The following is a 14867-nucleotide window of genomic DNA, read 5'->3' as shown; positions in this document are numbered from 1 at the left end:
AAAATATGTTGCAGATGCAACACACTATTTTATTAAAGTAAAATGATTTTTTTTGTAATCAATCAATCTATCTTTTTTCATAGAACTAAGTTCACGGGATAAAGCACTTCTTTCAACAAAAAGATAATCTGCTAATTCCTGTCTATCAAATTTTATTAAAAAAGAATTTGTTTTATTTTTTTGAGCTTCTGTTGAAAGATAGGAGATTATTTTTTCTCTTATAGATTTCTTACTAATATGTTCCAGTTTTTCTGTAAATAATATATTCTTTTTTAATGAAATTTTAAAAATATTAGATAAAAATTTTGTAATTTCTTCAGAATTTTTTTTATTTTCTATAGAGAAATTTTTTAAATCTAAAAATAAAATTCTGCAATCTTGTGAAGCCTCTACCATTATATTTGATGAAGCTTTAGAAAGAGCAAAAACTTCACCAAAAATTTCTCCCTCTCTAAATTTATTTAGAATATTTCTATTTCCCCAAAAGTCTTCTTTTATAATATTTATTTCTCCAAATATAATTATTCCTATTTTATCTATCTTTTTTTCTATTTCAAAGATAAAATCATTTTTTTTAAATGATTCTTCATAATATTTAAAAAATTTTAATACAGAAATGATTTCCTCATCTTTTAAATTAAAAAAGATAGGTAATTTTTTTAAAAATTCTAATTTTTCCATGAAATCCTCCTGATTTTTAAATAAATTATATCATATTTATCTGTTGCATGTGCAACATAAAAATACAATAAAATAAGTTACAATACAAACACAAAATCACAACAGAAGGAGGTTGTATAGATAAATATTTTTATATATTTATCATACAAGAAAAAATATGGAAAATAAAATGTTTTGTTATCAATGTCAAGAAACAGCAGGCTGTACAGGGTGCAAAATGATAGGAGTGTGTGGAAAAACTTCAGAAATTGCTTATTTACAAGATCTTTTAATATATATAACAAAAGGAATATCTGAAATAGCTTCAAAGTTAAGGAGAGAAAATAAAGAGGTTTCTAAAAAAATTGATACTTTAGTAATAGAAAATCTTTTTACTACAATAACAAATGTAAATTTTTACGAGGAAGATTTAAAAAATAAAATAGAAAAATCTTTAATAATAAAAGAGAAACTTCTATTAAAATTATCAGATAAAAAAGAGTTGTCTGAAGCAGCTTTAATTTTTATTAAGAAAGATGATTATTTGAAAAAAATTAGTGAAGTAAGTATTTTATCAGAAAAAGATGAAGATAAAAGAAGCTTGAAAGAAATGATAACTTATGGTTTAAAAGGATTAGCTGCTTATGTTAAACATGCTGAAGTTTTAGAAGAAATAAATGAAGATATTAATATTTTTATAGAATATTCTTTGGCAAAAACTTTGGATAAAAATATTTCTGCAGAAGAACTAACAGCTTTAGTATTGGAAACAGGAAAATACGGGGTAATGGGAATGGAATTGCTAGATAAAGCCAATACTAAGAATTATGGAAATCCTGAAGTTACTAAAGTTAATATTGGTGTTGGTAAAAATCCAGGAATTCTTATTTCAGGACATGATTTAAAAGATTTGGAAATGTTATTAGAGCAAACTCAGGAAACAGGCATTGATGTATATACTCACTCTGAAATGCTTCCTGCTCATTACTATCCTAAATTTAAAAAATATAAAAATTTTGTTGGAAATTATGGAAATGCTTGGTGGAAACAACAGGAAGAGTTTGAAAGTTTCAATGGACCTATTTTAATGACAACAAATTGTATAGTTCCTCCAAAGGAGTCATATAAAAACAGAATTTTTACAACAGGACTTGTTGCATTTGAAGGCTGCAGACATATAAGTGGAAAAGAAAAAGACTTTTCTGAGATTATTAATTTAGCAAAAAAATGCCTGCCTCCAAAAGAAATTGAGACAGGAGAAATAGTAGGAGGTTTTGCTCACAATCAAGTTTTTCAGTTAGCAGATAAAATAGTAGAAGCTGTAAAAAATGGAGATATAAAGAAATTTGTTGTAATGGGAGGCTGTGACGGAAGAAGTTTAAAAAGAGAATACTATACAGAGTTTGCAAAGAATCTTCCAAAAGATACTATTATTCTTACAGCAGGCTGTGCAAAATATAGATATAATAAGTTAGAGCTTGGAGAAATAAATGGTATCCCAAGAGTACTGGATGCAGGACAATGCAATGATTCTTATTCCTTAGCACTAATAGCTTTAAAATTAAAAGAAGCATTTAATTTAGATGATATTAATAAGCTTCCTATTATTTATAATATAGCTTGGTATGAACAAAAAGCAGTAATTGTACTTTTAAGTTTACTTTATTTAGGAGTAAAAAATATTCATTTAGGACCTACTTTACCAGCTTTTTTATCTCCAAACATAGTGAAAATTTTAATGAAAAATTTTGGAATTAGTGGAATAGGAAATGTCCAAGAAGATATAGAAAAATTTTTTGTATCATAGAAAATTATATTATTTTTAACAAAAAATTTTAAAAGGAGCTGTTGCAAATCTACGAAAATAAAATTTTATTTTTATAAATTAGAAAATGCAACAGCTCTAATTATTCTGATTTTAAATAATCTTTGCAGACATTAATAAAAAATTTCATATTTTCATCAAGAGCTACATTTTTTAATTTTATCCAACCAATATCTATTTTAGGGATATTTTCTGATATAGGAATAGTAACTATACTGTCATTTCCTATTTCTTTTACAATATTTCCTGTTCCGATATTATAAGCATCTGTGTGCTGTATGATATTATAAATAGTTCCTCTGTCAGTAACTTTTATTAATTTAGTATAACTTTTAAGGTTTAAAAGTTCTTCATAAAAGTTTACAGCATTTACTTCTTGTTCAAAAAATACTGCTGGATAATTTTTTAAATCTTCCATAGTAACACTTTTATATTTTGTAAGAGGATGATCTTTCCTTACAAAAACATGAGGATTAAATTTTTTTAATGAGAAAAATTCTATATTTTTTGCATTGAGATAATTTTTTGTAAAAGGCTGTGCTTCCTCAGAAATAAAAAGTATTCCTAAACTGCTTTTCTGTGTCCTTACATCTTCTATTACTTCATGTGTTTTTTCCTCTCTTAAAATAAATTCAAAGTTATTACTCATTTTATTTTGTATAAAATTAATAAAGCCTGCAACAACAAAAGAGTAATGCTGTGTAGAAACTGAAAATTTTTGATAATTAGAATTTAATTTTTTTATAAATCTGTTTTCAATAATATTGAATTGTTCTGTAAGGCTTTTTGCATACCATAGAAGTTCTATTCCTTCTGGTGTAAATGTAATACTTTTACTTTTAGTATTTCTGTAAAACAGGGTTGTATTTAACTCATTTTCAAGTTCTTTAATAGCTTTTGTAATGTTTGGCTGTGTTACATAAAGGGATTGAGCAGCTTTATTTAAAGAACCGCATTTTGAAATTTCAAGAAGATATGTCAGTTGTTTAATGGTCATATTTTAAAAATCTCCTTTTACTGTTTACTTATAATTTTTTTTTATAAATTGTCTTATATTGAAATTCCTTGAAAATAAATATGCATTAAAAAATAATAGTTTTATAATTTTGTTCTTTTTTAAATTTTACATATTTTTTGTATTTTTTACAATAGATAGCACACAAGTAGCACTCTTTTTTAGCTTAATGTACTCATAGCTTTTTGAAGCTCTATTTCATTTTTATGTGTATAAACTTTAGCTGTCATTCCATTGTAATCAGTGTGCCCCATAATTTTTGCAATACTTATAGGATTTGCTCCAGCATTACTTAATAGAGTAGCTGTTGTATGTCTACACTCATGAGGAGTATGTGGCTGTATTCCAATATTTTTTAAAGTAGCTTTAAAATTATATTTATAAGAAATATAACTGTAATTCACTCCTTTTGAATTTGTTATTAAATATTTTTGATTGTACATTCTTTTAATAATTATAGGGAATATTTTATTATTTATTGGGATATATCTTATCCCTGCACTTGTCTTACTTTCTGAAATAAATATTGTTTTGTTTTCAAGATTTATATTTTCTAGTTTTAAATTTAACATTTCTCCTACTCTCATACCTGTATAAATAAGAATAAGAATAGTATCTACAAAAGGCTTATCTAAATTATTCCATAAAATTTGTATTTCTTCTTCTGTAAATTCTTTTTTCTCATATACTTTTTTATATTTTCCTATTTCTATATATTTAATAGGATTTTTTTCAATAAAATCATTTTTTACGGCATAATTAAAAATCATACTTAATAATGCTTTTATGTGATTTAATATACTTGAAGAAGCATTTATACTATTAAAAAAATTTTGTAATTGTTGTAGTGTAATTTCAGATATATATTTATCATCTAATTTAGAAACATAAACATTATACCTTGATTGCATATTTAGTTTACTTCTAGGAGATATTTTTTCATAATGTGTTTTGCTCCACATTTCATAAACATCTTTTAATTTTAGCTTTGCATTAGGATTGTATATATATTTTCCTAATGCTTCCATTGCTTCCTGTTTACTTTCATAATATCCTATTGTTATTCTTTTTTGCTTTCCTTCTTCCCATCTTATAGTCTTAACAGCTCTCCATTTTTTTCTTCTTTTACCTGACATTTTATATACAGTGCCAAAGCCGTTTGGATTTTTCATTCTTACCTCCTGTAAAATCTAATGAAAAAATAAAGGTGCATTTCTACACCTTATCTAGTCCTAAATATTCTTTAAAAATTTTCTCCGGCACAAATGCTTCAGGATATTTTAATTTGTATTTCTTTTTAATGTCTTTAATTATGCCATAAGATTTATTTAAAGAATACCCAGAAATCTCCATGACCTCTTTGACTCGTAACATCTTATCATTCATATATTACCTCACTTTTTTATTTTTTCAAAGTCCAATCTTTATTAATTCTTTCCATATTTTTCTGCCATTTTTCAAAATACTTATCTAAAATATCCTGCTTAGAAAATTTTCTCCAATTACACAACATTTTATAATCTTCTAAAATATCATCTCTAAATTGTTCATGGTATAAATCTTTTTTGAAAAAATAAACTATTATTTTTCTAGCTTCTAGTTCTGTTTCGTACACTGTTTTTATTTTAGGCTCTACCCAATCATCAAAAGATTTTTTAAAAGGTATTTTATAAAATTCTTCATAATTTGTTAATTGTAGAATAAAGAATAAAATATCTGTAATTTCTTCGTGTTCCTTATCTCTACTATATTCTTTCTGCTTCCAAGTTTTAAAATTTAATTCGCTTGGTAATTCTTTTAGCCATTCCTGTAATTCATCATCAAGTGATAAAATTATATCAATTTCATTTCTTTGTCTAGGTGTAAATCCATTTTCTCTTGTTTTAGTTGTATTTTCATCTAATATTCTTTGTAATTCTAATAATTCTTCAAAAGTTTCAGGTTTTTTAATCTGCATTTATTTCACCTCTTTATAAAATTTTAAACTTTCTTTAGTAATATTTAATATTGCTTCCTGTTCTTCAATTCTATAATCTTTTATAATAGCCAATATTTCTTTAGACTTACTAAAAACATCATCTAATTCTTTTGAATGTTTTTTAATATCTTTTATTTCAGAAATATCCACTTCTCCCATTAATGTATATATAGGAACTTCTAATACTTTACATAAAAGTTCAACAGTTGCAACAGACGGTTTAGTTACACCATTTTCATATCTAAGTATACTCTGTCTTTCTTTTCCGATTAGTTTAGCAAGTTCAGGTTGAGATAATTTTCTTTTCTTTCTTATTAGTTTTAGAGCGTCTTTAAACTCCATTTAATTTTCCTCCCAATAAGCTATATCTTCTATTCTTTTATAAACACTTGCTTTGTTTCCACAATCTGCACATTGTAATTGTTCCTTAAAAATAGAATTAGTCTTTTTAATTTCCTCTCTAATTCCTTTTTTATTAAATTTAACAAAGCTTTCTTCAGCTTCAATTTTTGTTAAAATAAAACTTTCACTATCACATCTTTTACATTTCCAAGCCATTTATTCCACCTCTAAAAAAACATTTTTATAAATTTTTTTATTTTTGATTCTATAAATATAATAAAGTTTTCAATTTTATTTGATGTAACTGCAAAGATACATTCTAAAAAACTAAAAAGTATATACAACATAAAAAATTCTGAAGATAATAAAACTGCTATTATCGCAGAATATAATTCTATTTTAGCTCTTAAATTATGAGTATATTCATGGTAAAATGCTATTATTAAGACACATCTAGAAGCTATACAAAAGAATATTATTAACCAAAATATCACTTCATTAATATTCATTATTTATCTTCCTCCCACTCTGCTATATCTTCTAAATTTCCTTCATTACCACAATGTTCGCAAAGTATTTCTTTTATTTTTGCATTCTTTAAATCTATTTTTCTGTAATCTTCATAATCAAATATTTTTTTATTTTTATCTAAAAATACTTCATACAATACTGGAGTTACTGCTAAAACAGTAACTTCTTTACCACATTCTTTACATTTCCACATTTATTTCTCCTTTTTTCTTTTTTTCCAATGCTAACATACGACAAAGTTTATTAAATGTTTTGCTTTTATAATATCTCTCTTTACATTTATTTCCTGCCCTTTCTTTTAAAAATCTTATGTCTACTTTTCTTCTTTTTTCAGATTTTTTATAGACTATAAAGCTAGGTACTTTAAGTATTCCAAGTATCTTAGCTGTAGTATCGTTAAACAAAACCTTAAATATTATTTCTTTATTTTTTATATTACGACTATAAAATATATTTCTATCTATTATCCAACAATATATAACTTTAGTTTTAGTATGATGTTTTGGTCTTCTTCTTTTATTCCATGCTCTCATCTTCCACCTCTTCATAAGTTTTTTCAAAAATATCAGGTTTACAAGGATAAAACTCTCCATTAATTCCTTTTATAATATAATCTCCAACCTCTGCTCTCATAGTTCCTTCAAGTGTTTCTATTAATACAGCAGGTCTGCCATACATAGAATAGTCAACTCTCATTGTTTCATTTTCCATAAAGTTAAATATTTCTTCAATTCTTTCAGGTGTATCTATAAATTCTATTGCTTCAATTTCTACTGGTTTTTTCCTATATTTTTTAATCACTTAAACCACCTCTAATATTTTCTAATAATTCAGGATTTTCATAAATATTTCCTATTATTTCAAGTCTTGACTTAAATGCAAATGAAATATTTACATTTTCATATTTGTTAGATAATAACCAAGAATCATTATATTCAACTTCATAAAAAAAAGACTTTTTGATAAATGTATATTTAATAATATCTCCATTATAAATATATTTTCCATTTTTATCTTTAAACCCAGAACATTCTAAAATAATATATCTACCTTCATCATCTATAAAATCCCATTCACTATTAAAAGAGTGATAATTTGTAAACATCAATAATCTTCCGTTAGGCATAACGAAAACATTTTCAATAAACTGTTTTTCTTTTTTATCCCAAACTCTATATTTCATCTAAATAACCTCTTTATCCTTTCCCACAGGCTCAATCTTCCAACTAAGAAAGAGCCTTGTTTTTTAATTTTTATTTTCATACATTTTCTCCTAAGCTAAAACTACATAATAAAATCTTTTAGTCTTTTTTTGTGTTTTATTATGTTCATCAGCTATTTTCATTGCTTCTTCTTTAATTAAATTTCTTAAAATAATAATATCATCACAAATTATGTTATATAGGAATGGCATATAATCACCTCTCTATGATATAATTAAGGTGCTTACGGTCGGCAAACTATAAGCACCTTGAGATAGTATTTATTACCAGTAAATGCTATCTCTTTTCATTTAACATTCTTGCAAAATCTTTACCTGCTTTAAACTTAACAAATTTTTTAGGTTTTAATTTAATAATTTCTCCTGTTCTTGGATTTCTTCCTTCTTTTCTGTTAGAAGTTTTTATAGAAAAAATACCAAAGTCTCTAAAAAATAAAGTATTTCCTTTTGCTACTTGTTCTTTTACAGTTTGTATAAAAGCTTCTGTTGCTCTTTCAGCTTCTGTAAGTGTTGTAAGTCCTGAGTTTTTAAATAATTCCTTTGCAAATTCTTTTTTTGTCATTTTCTAATCTCCTTTTTATTTTTATTTTCAAGTTCTATACGGAACTTTTTTAACTTTTTACCAAATATTCCACGATGTATTGTAACTGTTATATATTTTTTCATAGGCTATCACTTATAATTTTAGTTTTGTTTTTACTTCTATTAATTGACTATTTGTAAGTTGTATTAAACCTGTTACATCATATGCTTTTAATATTTTTTCCATATTATCAGGGTCAGTAACTCTATTTATGATAGAAGCTATTATTTTACTTCTGTCTTCTTCACTTAAATTTAGCTGTTTTTTACCTGTTTTATCATAAACAAATACAACTTTATTTCTACTATCAGATATTGTTAATTTTGTAATAACTTTATCTACAATTTCAATATCTTTAACTATAAACTTCTCATATACTGTTTTTTTACCGTTTCTATCTTTTAGATAACTTGTATCACTTATCCATATAAAAGGTGCTGTATAAAGTTCTCTCCCTATTCCTACATTAAATCCTGCTCTTTTAAAACTATCAGAAGCAAGTCCTTTTTCTTTTTCTGTAAAACTTTCAGTACCTGTATCTTCTTTAGAAATCCACTGTTTATTTTCCTTGTCCCAGATAAGAATTGTACAGTTAGCATTATCTCTTGAATGTATTCTCTGCCAACCAAATATTCCAAAGGTTTCATCTAAGATGTCCATATCCACTCTTGCGTCCTTATAAAGTAAAAGTGAAAATCCTTTGTCTGATACTGTTTGAACTCTGCAATCAATTTCATTTGCTTTTAAGTCTCTAATCTTCATTTTCATCTCCTCTTATTTCTTTTATCATTTCTTCAAGTTTTTTAATTCTTTCTTCAAGTGATTTATCTGCAAATTCATAAGCTACTGGATATTGCTCTTTAAATCCCCTTTTTTTCATTTCAACTATCATATCAGCTATTGCTAACATTTCTTTACTTACTTGTCGTATATCCATTTATAATCTCCATAAATAGTTTTAAATCTTCTTCTGTATCATTAATTTCTGTTTTAAAACTTTCTTCATAATCTAAATCAGACATCGTTTTCCATTGGTCATATTCATATCCCATAGTCAACTCCTTTTATTCTGTTAAATTTTCTAATTCTTTTATTTTTTTACTGTAATATTTAATATCAATTTTATATAACATATTCTTTGTTTTATTATATTTTATTAAAGAATCTTTAAGTTTTCTTTTGTATACCATTAAATAGCTATTATAAACACACATAAATCTATCTACATTTCTAAAATATGAGTCTATATATAGATTATTAACAAAATTTTTTTCGCAATCTTTCATCACACATTGATGACATACTATTAATTTACGATACACAAAAATATCTTCATCTAATTCTTTGCCACACATAGCACATTTCATAGTCAACTCCTTTAAGCATTCCTATATAGTTGCTTATCCCAATAGACTTTATTCTTATATGCAAGTTCTCTTTTTTCTTCCTCTGCTCTTTCTCTTAATATTTCTTCTATATTGTCTATACCTTCATCATCGTAGATTAGATGTGTAAGTGCTTCTTCTAGTGTAAATCCGTCTCCATAGAACATATTGTCTTGCAAGTCTTCTTCCATTACATAAGCTTGGAAAACATCGTCGGAATATCTTATTTCTATGCCTTGTTCTATATTATATTTTTCTAATTTTTTAGCAGCTTTAATAAGCATTTCTTCACTTGTCATTTTTTCTCCTTATGCTACATTTTTTATTTTTACTAAAAGATTTTTTAAAGCTTCTTCTTTTGTTTCTCCTTCTCCTGTTAAATCTTTATAAGGAAATTTAATTCTCCATATATCTTTATTTATCCTAGAAATAACTAAATCTGTATTTAAAAAAGTATAATGTTCTTCTATTACATCAAAAACATATTTTTCAAGTTCTTCAACTGTCATTTATTCCTCCTAAATAAATTCTGCATTGTATATTTCATTTGTAATTCTTGCTACTTCCTTAGCTGTTTCAGATACTCCTTTACCTTTTATAGAAACTGCAAAATCTTTTATTTTATAAGAAATTAAACATTCTCCATTTATATATTTAAAATTCATATACTTTTTCATTATTTATCATCTCCCTTACATTCTTGAAATAGTCCATACATTAAATACATAAATAAACCTATTTGAGACATACATAAAATCCATTCAACCATTTTACAAACCTCCTTGAACCCTTTAATTATTTTGTAGATGTCCTTAATTTTTCAAGAACATCAGCCTAATAATTAATCTTTTTCGTATAAATCTAACCAGATACTATCCTCTCCTTGAGCTAAGAAAAATCTTTTATAATCGTATATTTTAAGACTATGTAAAGAACTTAAAAGTATTTGCTCTAGCTTTGAAATATGTATTTTTCTTTCAATACGACTTGCTTCTTCTCTCGGATATGTTATCTCATTAGACATTGTGAAATAATTTCCATTAACTGCTATTGTAAAATGTTCTAATTTTCCGTCAGCTCTAAATATAGATAATAAGAAAATATTAAAGTTTTTTATAAAATGTTTTTTTACTAAGAATTTTGATAATTTATCGCCTATTTTCATGTTTTTTAACTCCTCCGATTTTATTTATCATATGTAAAACCTCTTTTATATTTTCATAATCTTCTACATCACAAAAATCTTTTAATGCTTCTGCTCTTTCTATAATTTGATTTAAAAATTCTTTCTGTGCTTTTAATTTTATTTTTTCTACTCCTGTCGTGTTCTTCTCCTTTACTAGCAATCATATATTTTTACTTTGTATCCATTCTTTTTATATTCTTTTACTTGTTTATCTAGTTCTGATAAAGAATATTTAATATTAGGTGTTTCTCCATTATCTTCTTCTTTTTCAAAGAATACATATTCTCCATTTACTTTTTCTACTTTCTCAAACCAATTTTTTCCTTTGTAAATACTAACTTCTTTCATTTTCTTGCCTCACTTTTAAATTACTATAAAATCCTTATCAATTTTTTCTGAAAGTACCCATCTATAAAATGTTAAATAACATTCTGTTAATGATTTAGATTGAAATTTGAAATTTTTATCATCTATTACAAACATTTCTATTTCTTTTTTATATTCTGGGAAAACAGGATTTTCATTAAATAATGATGAATAGCTAAAAGTTATCATTTCTTCAATAAATTTAATATCCCAATTACCTAAAAATTTTATTAATGTGTTTATTCTTTTTTCTTTTTCATTTTTATTTATTTTCATTTAACTTTCCTCCTGTTTATCTTTTCTACTCTCCTTTAAGAAATCCAAACATCATTTATAAAATTATTTTCATCCACTTTAAATAAAAATTGTGTACTATCATAATCATTTATATAAGCTGTAAAATCATATCCATTGTTTGAACTTTCACTTACTATAACTTCATTTTTTCCATTTTCTTCAAAGTCTTCAAAAGCACAAATTACATCATTTGCATTAAATTCAAATCCTATTAATTTTTTTAAGTTCTTTAAAACATCTTGTTTTGTCATTTCTATAACCTCCTATAAAAGTTAATAACTTGTTTTCGTTATTATTATATAACTATTTTTAGTTATTTGTCAATAACTTTTTTTTGTTATAAAATAAGGATATAAAATCTTTGCAGGAGGAACAATTATGAAAAGTAGCGAAATCCTTATTAATTATAGAAAAAATAAAGGTTTAACTGTTGCAAAATTTGCTGAAATGTTAGGTGTTTCGCAAGTATTTTTAACTCATCTTGAACACGATAGGAGAAAAATTTCTGAAGAATTATTTAAAAAATTAGAAACTTTTTTACCTGCAAGCGATATAGAAATCTTAAGAGAGACAGAACAGTATAAAGATGTTCCTGAAAAAATAATGGATAAATTAAAAAAATTAGAAAAAGAAAATAAAGTTCTAAAATCAAAACAAGAAAATTTAGATCCTAGAATTTTAAATTTAAATAAAAGAGAAAGATTACAATTTGATGATTTTATGAATGACGCTGTTTTATATTTCCAAGATGAAAAAGTATCAGAAGAAGATAAACAAAAATTATTTGAGTCTTTACAAAATGCATTCTTTAAAATTAAATATGCCAATAAAAGAAAATAATTTATAAGGGTGGGAGCTTATGAATATTCCATTAAGAGTTAGGAATTTAAAAAGAAAGTATGGTACGAATAATCCTTTTAAACTGTGTGAGTATCTTGGCATATTAGTTATTTATTCTGATTTAGGAGATATAAAAGGATATTCTATAAAAAGGCTAAGAAAAAAATTAATTTGTATAAATGAAGAATTAAGTGATTTTGCAAAAATGCTTGTATGTGCTCATGAGCTTGCACATTGTTTATATCATCAACTAGATAGTATAAATTTTTTACTAAATAATACTAAGATTGTAAGAAGAAGTTATTTAGAAAGAGAAGCTAATCAATTTGCTGCAGAATTACTTTATGATGAAATAGCTGAAGATTATGAAGAATGTAAAGATATTGATATAGATTTATTGGAACAAATAAGAGAAATGAAAAAATAAACAGTGAAGTTTATTTACGAGGGGAATTTGTAGGGATATTAAGGAGAGAGGATAAAAATAAGTAATTTTTTAGAATATTTAGATAAAAGAAAATGGAAAATAAATAATAAAAATAAAGCTAAAAAATATTTTATAGAAATACCTAAAATATTTTCATTAACAAAAAACTCTGATGAAACGATTAAAGTTTTAAAAGAAATACTTTTTTTTAAAGAAGTAATGAAAAAGAAATCACTCTTTTTAAAATGGGTAGATTGCATAGAACTAGATTTATGTGCCTCCACTGTTTTAAGTTTAATATTAATGAATATAAATTCTTTAGCAAAAAAGGAGAAAATTGATATTTGCACTCAAGGAGTAATATCAGATACCAATGAAGTAAATATATTATTGCTGAAGAATGGTTTTTTTAAATATCAAGGATATGGAAAGGATGCTCCTGTTTTAGAAGAAGTAGAAAGCATGAATGATAAAATAGAAATATTACAACTTGTAGCTGGTGGACAAACGGATTTAGAATTTAGAGGAATAGAAACAATCTCTAAAGAAATTAAATTTGATTATTTTTTTGATTGTGGAAGTCATATTACTAATTTTTTTGATAATTGCATACAAAAATCAAATTGTTTTTTAAATGATAATGGTAAAAATGCAGTTAATAAATTAGTAGGAGAAATATTAACGAATCTAAAAGAACATTTAGGTAAAAGATTTTCACAATATTTTATAATTGGATTTTTTAAAAAAAATGGAGATGTAGGAGAAGCAAATTTAGCTTTTATAAACTTTGGAGACACATTTTATGAAGGCTTAAAAGAAAATTCAACAGAAGATATGCTTGAATTACTAAACCAATATACACATATATATAAAAGATTAAATGGAGATTTTACAGAAGAATTTACTGAAGAAATGTTTTGGACACAGTTAGCTTTGCAAACTAGTATTAGTAGAAAATATGAAAAAGATAGTTTTGACATAAGAGGAACAGGGACAGTTTCATTAATTGATTCGTTTTTTGATTTAAAAAATAGTAGTAACGATTTTGTTCCTAAGTTTTGTTTAATAAGTGGTAATACCAAAATACAGTTTGATATAAATGATAAAAGCTATTATAATGAAGGTATACTAATATTTAACGAAAATAAAAATATTTTTGAGAAACAAAATAATGATAAAATCATGAATTTATCAGAGTTTTTCCCAGGAGCTATAATATCTTTAGATTTCACATTAAAAAGTTCTTGGATAGAAGAGGAGGAAAAGTGGAAAAGTTAATATACTTAAAAAAATATTTGCCAACATCAAATCATAACTACTTTAACGGAAGACCAGAAGGGAAAGACACAAGAATATCTCTACAATTAGATATTAAAGATGAAAAAAAAGAAAAACTTACATTTTTTGTTAATAAAGGATTAGTAGGAATGAATGTTTCTTTTTTTCTAGGTTTATTTAGTAAAACTATTTTAAAGTGTGGATTGGAAGATTTTAAAAATAGATATATTTTTGAATATGAAGATGAAGATACTAAAAAATTATTTGAAAAAGATATAGAATATGGAATAAAAGCTGCTTTAAGAGAAACAAATCCAGAAAATTTATTAGATAAATTAAGAGGAAATATCAACAATGATAGAAATAACTAATAGCATAGCAACAGTCATTTCTTCGTTAGCAGCTTTAGCCACAATATATTTAGTCATAAAACAATATAAAGATTCAAAGAAATCAGACACAAAGCATTTTTGGTATAGAAATTATATACTTAATAATGATTTAAAAGATTATGAGAAAATATTTTCAGATATTTTAGATATTTATAAAAATAATAATATGTCAGACACAGATAAGTTACTTGTTTTAAAAGAAAAGTTTAATACTTTAAGAGAATTTTTTTATAAAGTTGAATTTTTTGATAACGATTTATATAAGCAATTGAATAATTTTATAAATACCTGTGAAGAAGAATGTATGAGCAATATTAATATGGAATCTGAAAATATATTAGTAATGAAAAGTATATTTTTAAAATCATTGTTTGAATATGAATTAAATGATTATAAAGACTTTAGAATTAAATATCATTAATAAAACAACCCACAAGCCAGTTTAACCACTGGCTTTTTTATTTCTAAGGAAATTATAAATTGATTTTATATAAAAATTTTTTAATTTTTTATATGAAAATAGACAAAAATAAGTAGAAA

General features: G+C 24.6%; 32 protein-coding genes. 6 read left to right on the top strand and 26 right to left on the bottom strand.

Annotated features, from left to right (window positions below; all coding sequences use genetic code 11):
• Positions 1-24: 24 nt before the first annotated feature.
• The gene (locus I6E17_RS02170; RefSeq protein WP_235235218.1) at positions 25-681 is read right to left on the bottom strand and encodes a Crp/Fnr family transcriptional regulator; all 657 of its coding nucleotides are present in this window, start codon (positions 679-681) and stop codon (positions 25-27) included.
• A 157-nt stretch (positions 682-838) separates the two neighbouring features.
• On the opposite strand from I6E17_RS02170, the gene hcp reads away from it, so the two are divergent.
• Positions 839-2467, top strand: coding sequence for a hydroxylamine reductase (hcp, locus tag I6E17_RS02165; RefSeq protein ID WP_235235216.1), 1629 nt, complete (start codon positions 839-841; stop codon positions 2465-2467).
• 100 nt (positions 2468-2567) lie between these two features.
• Here hcp and I6E17_RS02160 read toward each other — a convergent pair whose 3' ends face one another.
• From I6E17_RS02160 to I6E17_RS02040, 25 genes are all read right to left on the bottom strand, one after another.
• Positions 2568-3482: a LysR family transcriptional regulator gene (locus I6E17_RS02160; protein ID WP_235235214.1), complete on the bottom strand. Its 915-nt coding sequence runs from the start codon at positions 3480-3482 to the stop codon at positions 2568-2570.
• Between the two features lie 179 nt (positions 3483-3661).
• On the bottom strand, positions 3662-4672 hold the full coding sequence (locus tag I6E17_RS02155) for a tyrosine-type recombinase/integrase (protein WP_235235212.1): 1011 nt from the start codon (positions 4670-4672) through the stop codon (positions 3662-3664).
• Between the two features lie 43 nt (positions 4673-4715).
• Entirely contained in the window at positions 4716-4886 is a 171-nt protein-coding gene (locus I6E17_RS02150) for a hypothetical protein (protein WP_235235211.1), read from the bottom strand.
• Positions 4887-4902: 16 nt separating this feature from the next.
• Entirely contained in the window at positions 4903-5457 is a 555-nt protein-coding gene (locus I6E17_RS02145) for a dUTP diphosphatase (protein ID WP_235235210.1), read from the bottom strand.
• Positions 5458-5820 (bottom strand): helix-turn-helix domain-containing protein, encoded by a 363-nt coding sequence (locus I6E17_RS02140; protein WP_235235209.1) that lies wholly within the window; start codon positions 5818-5820, stop codon positions 5458-5460.
• On the bottom strand, positions 5821-6036 hold the full coding sequence (locus tag I6E17_RS02135) for a hypothetical protein (RefSeq protein WP_235235208.1): 216 nt from the start codon (positions 6034-6036) through the stop codon (positions 5821-5823).
• Between the two features lie 11 nt (positions 6037-6047).
• Positions 6048-6329, bottom strand: a complete 282-nt coding sequence (locus I6E17_RS02130; protein ID WP_235235207.1) for a hypothetical protein — start codon at positions 6327-6329, stop codon at positions 6048-6050.
• Entirely contained in the window at positions 6329-6544 is a 216-nt protein-coding gene (locus I6E17_RS02125) for a hypothetical protein (protein WP_235235206.1), read from the bottom strand. The genes I6E17_RS02130 and I6E17_RS02125 overlap by 1 nt, the downstream gene beginning before the upstream one ends.
• Complete coding sequence (locus I6E17_RS02120; protein WP_235235205.1) at positions 6531-6884, bottom strand: hypothetical protein; 354 nt, start codon at positions 6882-6884, stop codon at positions 6531-6533. Before I6E17_RS02120 ends, I6E17_RS02125 begins: the two co-directional genes overlap by 14 nt.
• A complete protein-coding gene (locus I6E17_RS02115) occupies positions 6868-7152 on the bottom strand; it encodes a hypothetical protein (protein ID WP_235235204.1) in 285 nt (94 codons plus the stop codon). The genes I6E17_RS02120 and I6E17_RS02115 overlap by 17 nt, the downstream gene beginning before the upstream one ends.
• Positions 7145-7534, bottom strand: coding sequence for a YopX family protein (locus tag I6E17_RS02110; protein ID WP_235235203.1), 390 nt, complete (start codon positions 7532-7534; stop codon positions 7145-7147). The genes I6E17_RS02115 and I6E17_RS02110 overlap by 8 nt, the downstream gene beginning before the upstream one ends.
• A 90-nt stretch (positions 7535-7624) precedes the next feature.
• Positions 7625-7765: a hypothetical protein gene (locus tag I6E17_RS02105; RefSeq protein ID WP_235235202.1), complete on the bottom strand. Its 141-nt coding sequence runs from the start codon at positions 7763-7765 to the stop codon at positions 7625-7627.
• Between the two features lie 85 nt (positions 7766-7850).
• Positions 7851-8135 carry an HU family DNA-binding protein gene (locus I6E17_RS02100; RefSeq protein ID WP_235235201.1) on the bottom strand — a complete coding sequence of 95 codons (285 nt, stop codon included), beginning with the start codon at positions 8133-8135 and terminating at the stop codon, positions 7851-7853.
• A 114-nt stretch (positions 8136-8249) separates the two neighbouring features.
• Positions 8250-8918, bottom strand: a complete 669-nt coding sequence (locus tag I6E17_RS02095) for a hypothetical protein (protein WP_235235200.1) — start codon at positions 8916-8918, stop codon at positions 8250-8252.
• On the bottom strand, positions 8908-9093 hold the full coding sequence (locus I6E17_RS02090) for a hypothetical protein (protein WP_235235199.1): 186 nt from the start codon (positions 9091-9093) through the stop codon (positions 8908-8910). The genes I6E17_RS02095 and I6E17_RS02090 overlap by 11 nt, the downstream gene beginning before the upstream one ends.
• Positions 9071-9208, bottom strand: coding sequence for a hypothetical protein (locus tag I6E17_RS02085; protein WP_235235197.1), 138 nt, complete (start codon positions 9206-9208; stop codon positions 9071-9073). Before I6E17_RS02085 ends, I6E17_RS02090 begins: the two co-directional genes overlap by 23 nt.
• Positions 9209-9220: 12 nt before the next feature.
• Positions 9221-9523, bottom strand: coding sequence for a hypothetical protein (locus I6E17_RS02080; protein WP_235235196.1), 303 nt, complete (start codon positions 9521-9523; stop codon positions 9221-9223).
• 11 nt (positions 9524-9534) lie between these two features.
• On the bottom strand, positions 9535-9840 hold the full coding sequence (locus I6E17_RS02075; protein WP_235235195.1) for a hypothetical protein: 306 nt from the start codon (positions 9838-9840) through the stop codon (positions 9535-9537).
• Between the two features lie 9 nt (positions 9841-9849).
• Positions 9850-10050: a hypothetical protein gene (locus I6E17_RS02070; protein WP_235235194.1), complete on the bottom strand. Its 201-nt coding sequence runs from the start codon at positions 10048-10050 to the stop codon at positions 9850-9852.
• A gap of 9 nt (positions 10051-10059) precedes the next feature.
• On the bottom strand, positions 10060-10218 hold the full coding sequence (locus I6E17_RS02065; protein WP_235235193.1) for a hypothetical protein: 159 nt from the start codon (positions 10216-10218) through the stop codon (positions 10060-10062).
• A gap of 164 nt (positions 10219-10382) precedes the next feature.
• Positions 10383-10706 (bottom strand): hypothetical protein, encoded by a 324-nt coding sequence (locus I6E17_RS02060; RefSeq protein WP_235235192.1) that lies wholly within the window; start codon positions 10704-10706, stop codon positions 10383-10385.
• Positions 10690-10887 (bottom strand): hypothetical protein, encoded by a 198-nt coding sequence (locus tag I6E17_RS02055; RefSeq protein WP_235235190.1) that lies wholly within the window; start codon positions 10885-10887, stop codon positions 10690-10692. The genes I6E17_RS02060 and I6E17_RS02055 overlap by 17 nt, the downstream gene beginning before the upstream one ends.
• The gene (locus tag I6E17_RS02050) at positions 10881-11075 is read right to left on the bottom strand and encodes a hypothetical protein (RefSeq protein ID WP_235235188.1); all 195 of its coding nucleotides are present in this window, start codon (positions 11073-11075) and stop codon (positions 10881-10883) included. Before I6E17_RS02050 ends, I6E17_RS02055 begins: the two co-directional genes overlap by 7 nt.
• Before the next feature lie 15 nt (positions 11076-11090).
• On the bottom strand, positions 11091-11369 hold the full coding sequence (locus tag I6E17_RS02045; RefSeq protein ID WP_235235187.1) for a hypothetical protein: 279 nt from the start codon (positions 11367-11369) through the stop codon (positions 11091-11093).
• 35 nt (positions 11370-11404) lie between these two features.
• Positions 11405-11641: a hypothetical protein gene (locus tag I6E17_RS02040; protein ID WP_235235186.1), complete on the bottom strand. Its 237-nt coding sequence runs from the start codon at positions 11639-11641 to the stop codon at positions 11405-11407.
• A gap of 127 nt (positions 11642-11768) precedes the next feature.
• Between I6E17_RS02040 and I6E17_RS02035 the strand changes: the two genes are divergently transcribed.
• From I6E17_RS02035 to I6E17_RS02015, 5 genes are all read left to right on the top strand, one after another.
• Positions 11769-12230, top strand: coding sequence for a helix-turn-helix domain-containing protein (locus tag I6E17_RS02035; RefSeq protein ID WP_235235185.1), 462 nt, complete (start codon positions 11769-11771; stop codon positions 12228-12230).
• 19 nt (positions 12231-12249) lie between these two features.
• A complete protein-coding gene (locus I6E17_RS02030) occupies positions 12250-12657 on the top strand; it encodes an ImmA/IrrE family metallo-endopeptidase (RefSeq protein WP_235235184.1) in 408 nt (135 codons plus the stop codon).
• Positions 12658-12876: 219 nt separating this feature from the next.
• Complete coding sequence (locus I6E17_RS02025) at positions 12877-13935, top strand: hypothetical protein (protein ID WP_235235183.1); 1059 nt, start codon at positions 12877-12879, stop codon at positions 13933-13935.
• On the top strand, positions 13923-14306 hold the full coding sequence (locus tag I6E17_RS02020) for a hypothetical protein (RefSeq protein ID WP_235235182.1): 384 nt from the start codon (positions 13923-13925) through the stop codon (positions 14304-14306). Before I6E17_RS02025 ends, I6E17_RS02020 begins: the two co-directional genes overlap by 13 nt.
• On the top strand, positions 14290-14748 hold the full coding sequence (locus tag I6E17_RS02015; protein ID WP_235235180.1) for a hypothetical protein: 459 nt from the start codon (positions 14290-14292) through the stop codon (positions 14746-14748). Before I6E17_RS02020 ends, I6E17_RS02015 begins: the two co-directional genes overlap by 17 nt.
• Positions 14749-14867 lie beyond the last annotated feature (119 nt).

The sequence above is a fragment of the Fusobacterium perfoetens genome, from assembly GCF_021531595.1.
In the GTDB taxonomy this organism is placed as follows: domain Bacteria; phylum Fusobacteriota; class Fusobacteriia; order Fusobacteriales; family Fusobacteriaceae; genus Fusobacterium_B.
The sequence above is the reverse complement of the archived record's forward strand: the minus strand, read 5'-3'. Positions and strand labels throughout refer to the sequence as shown.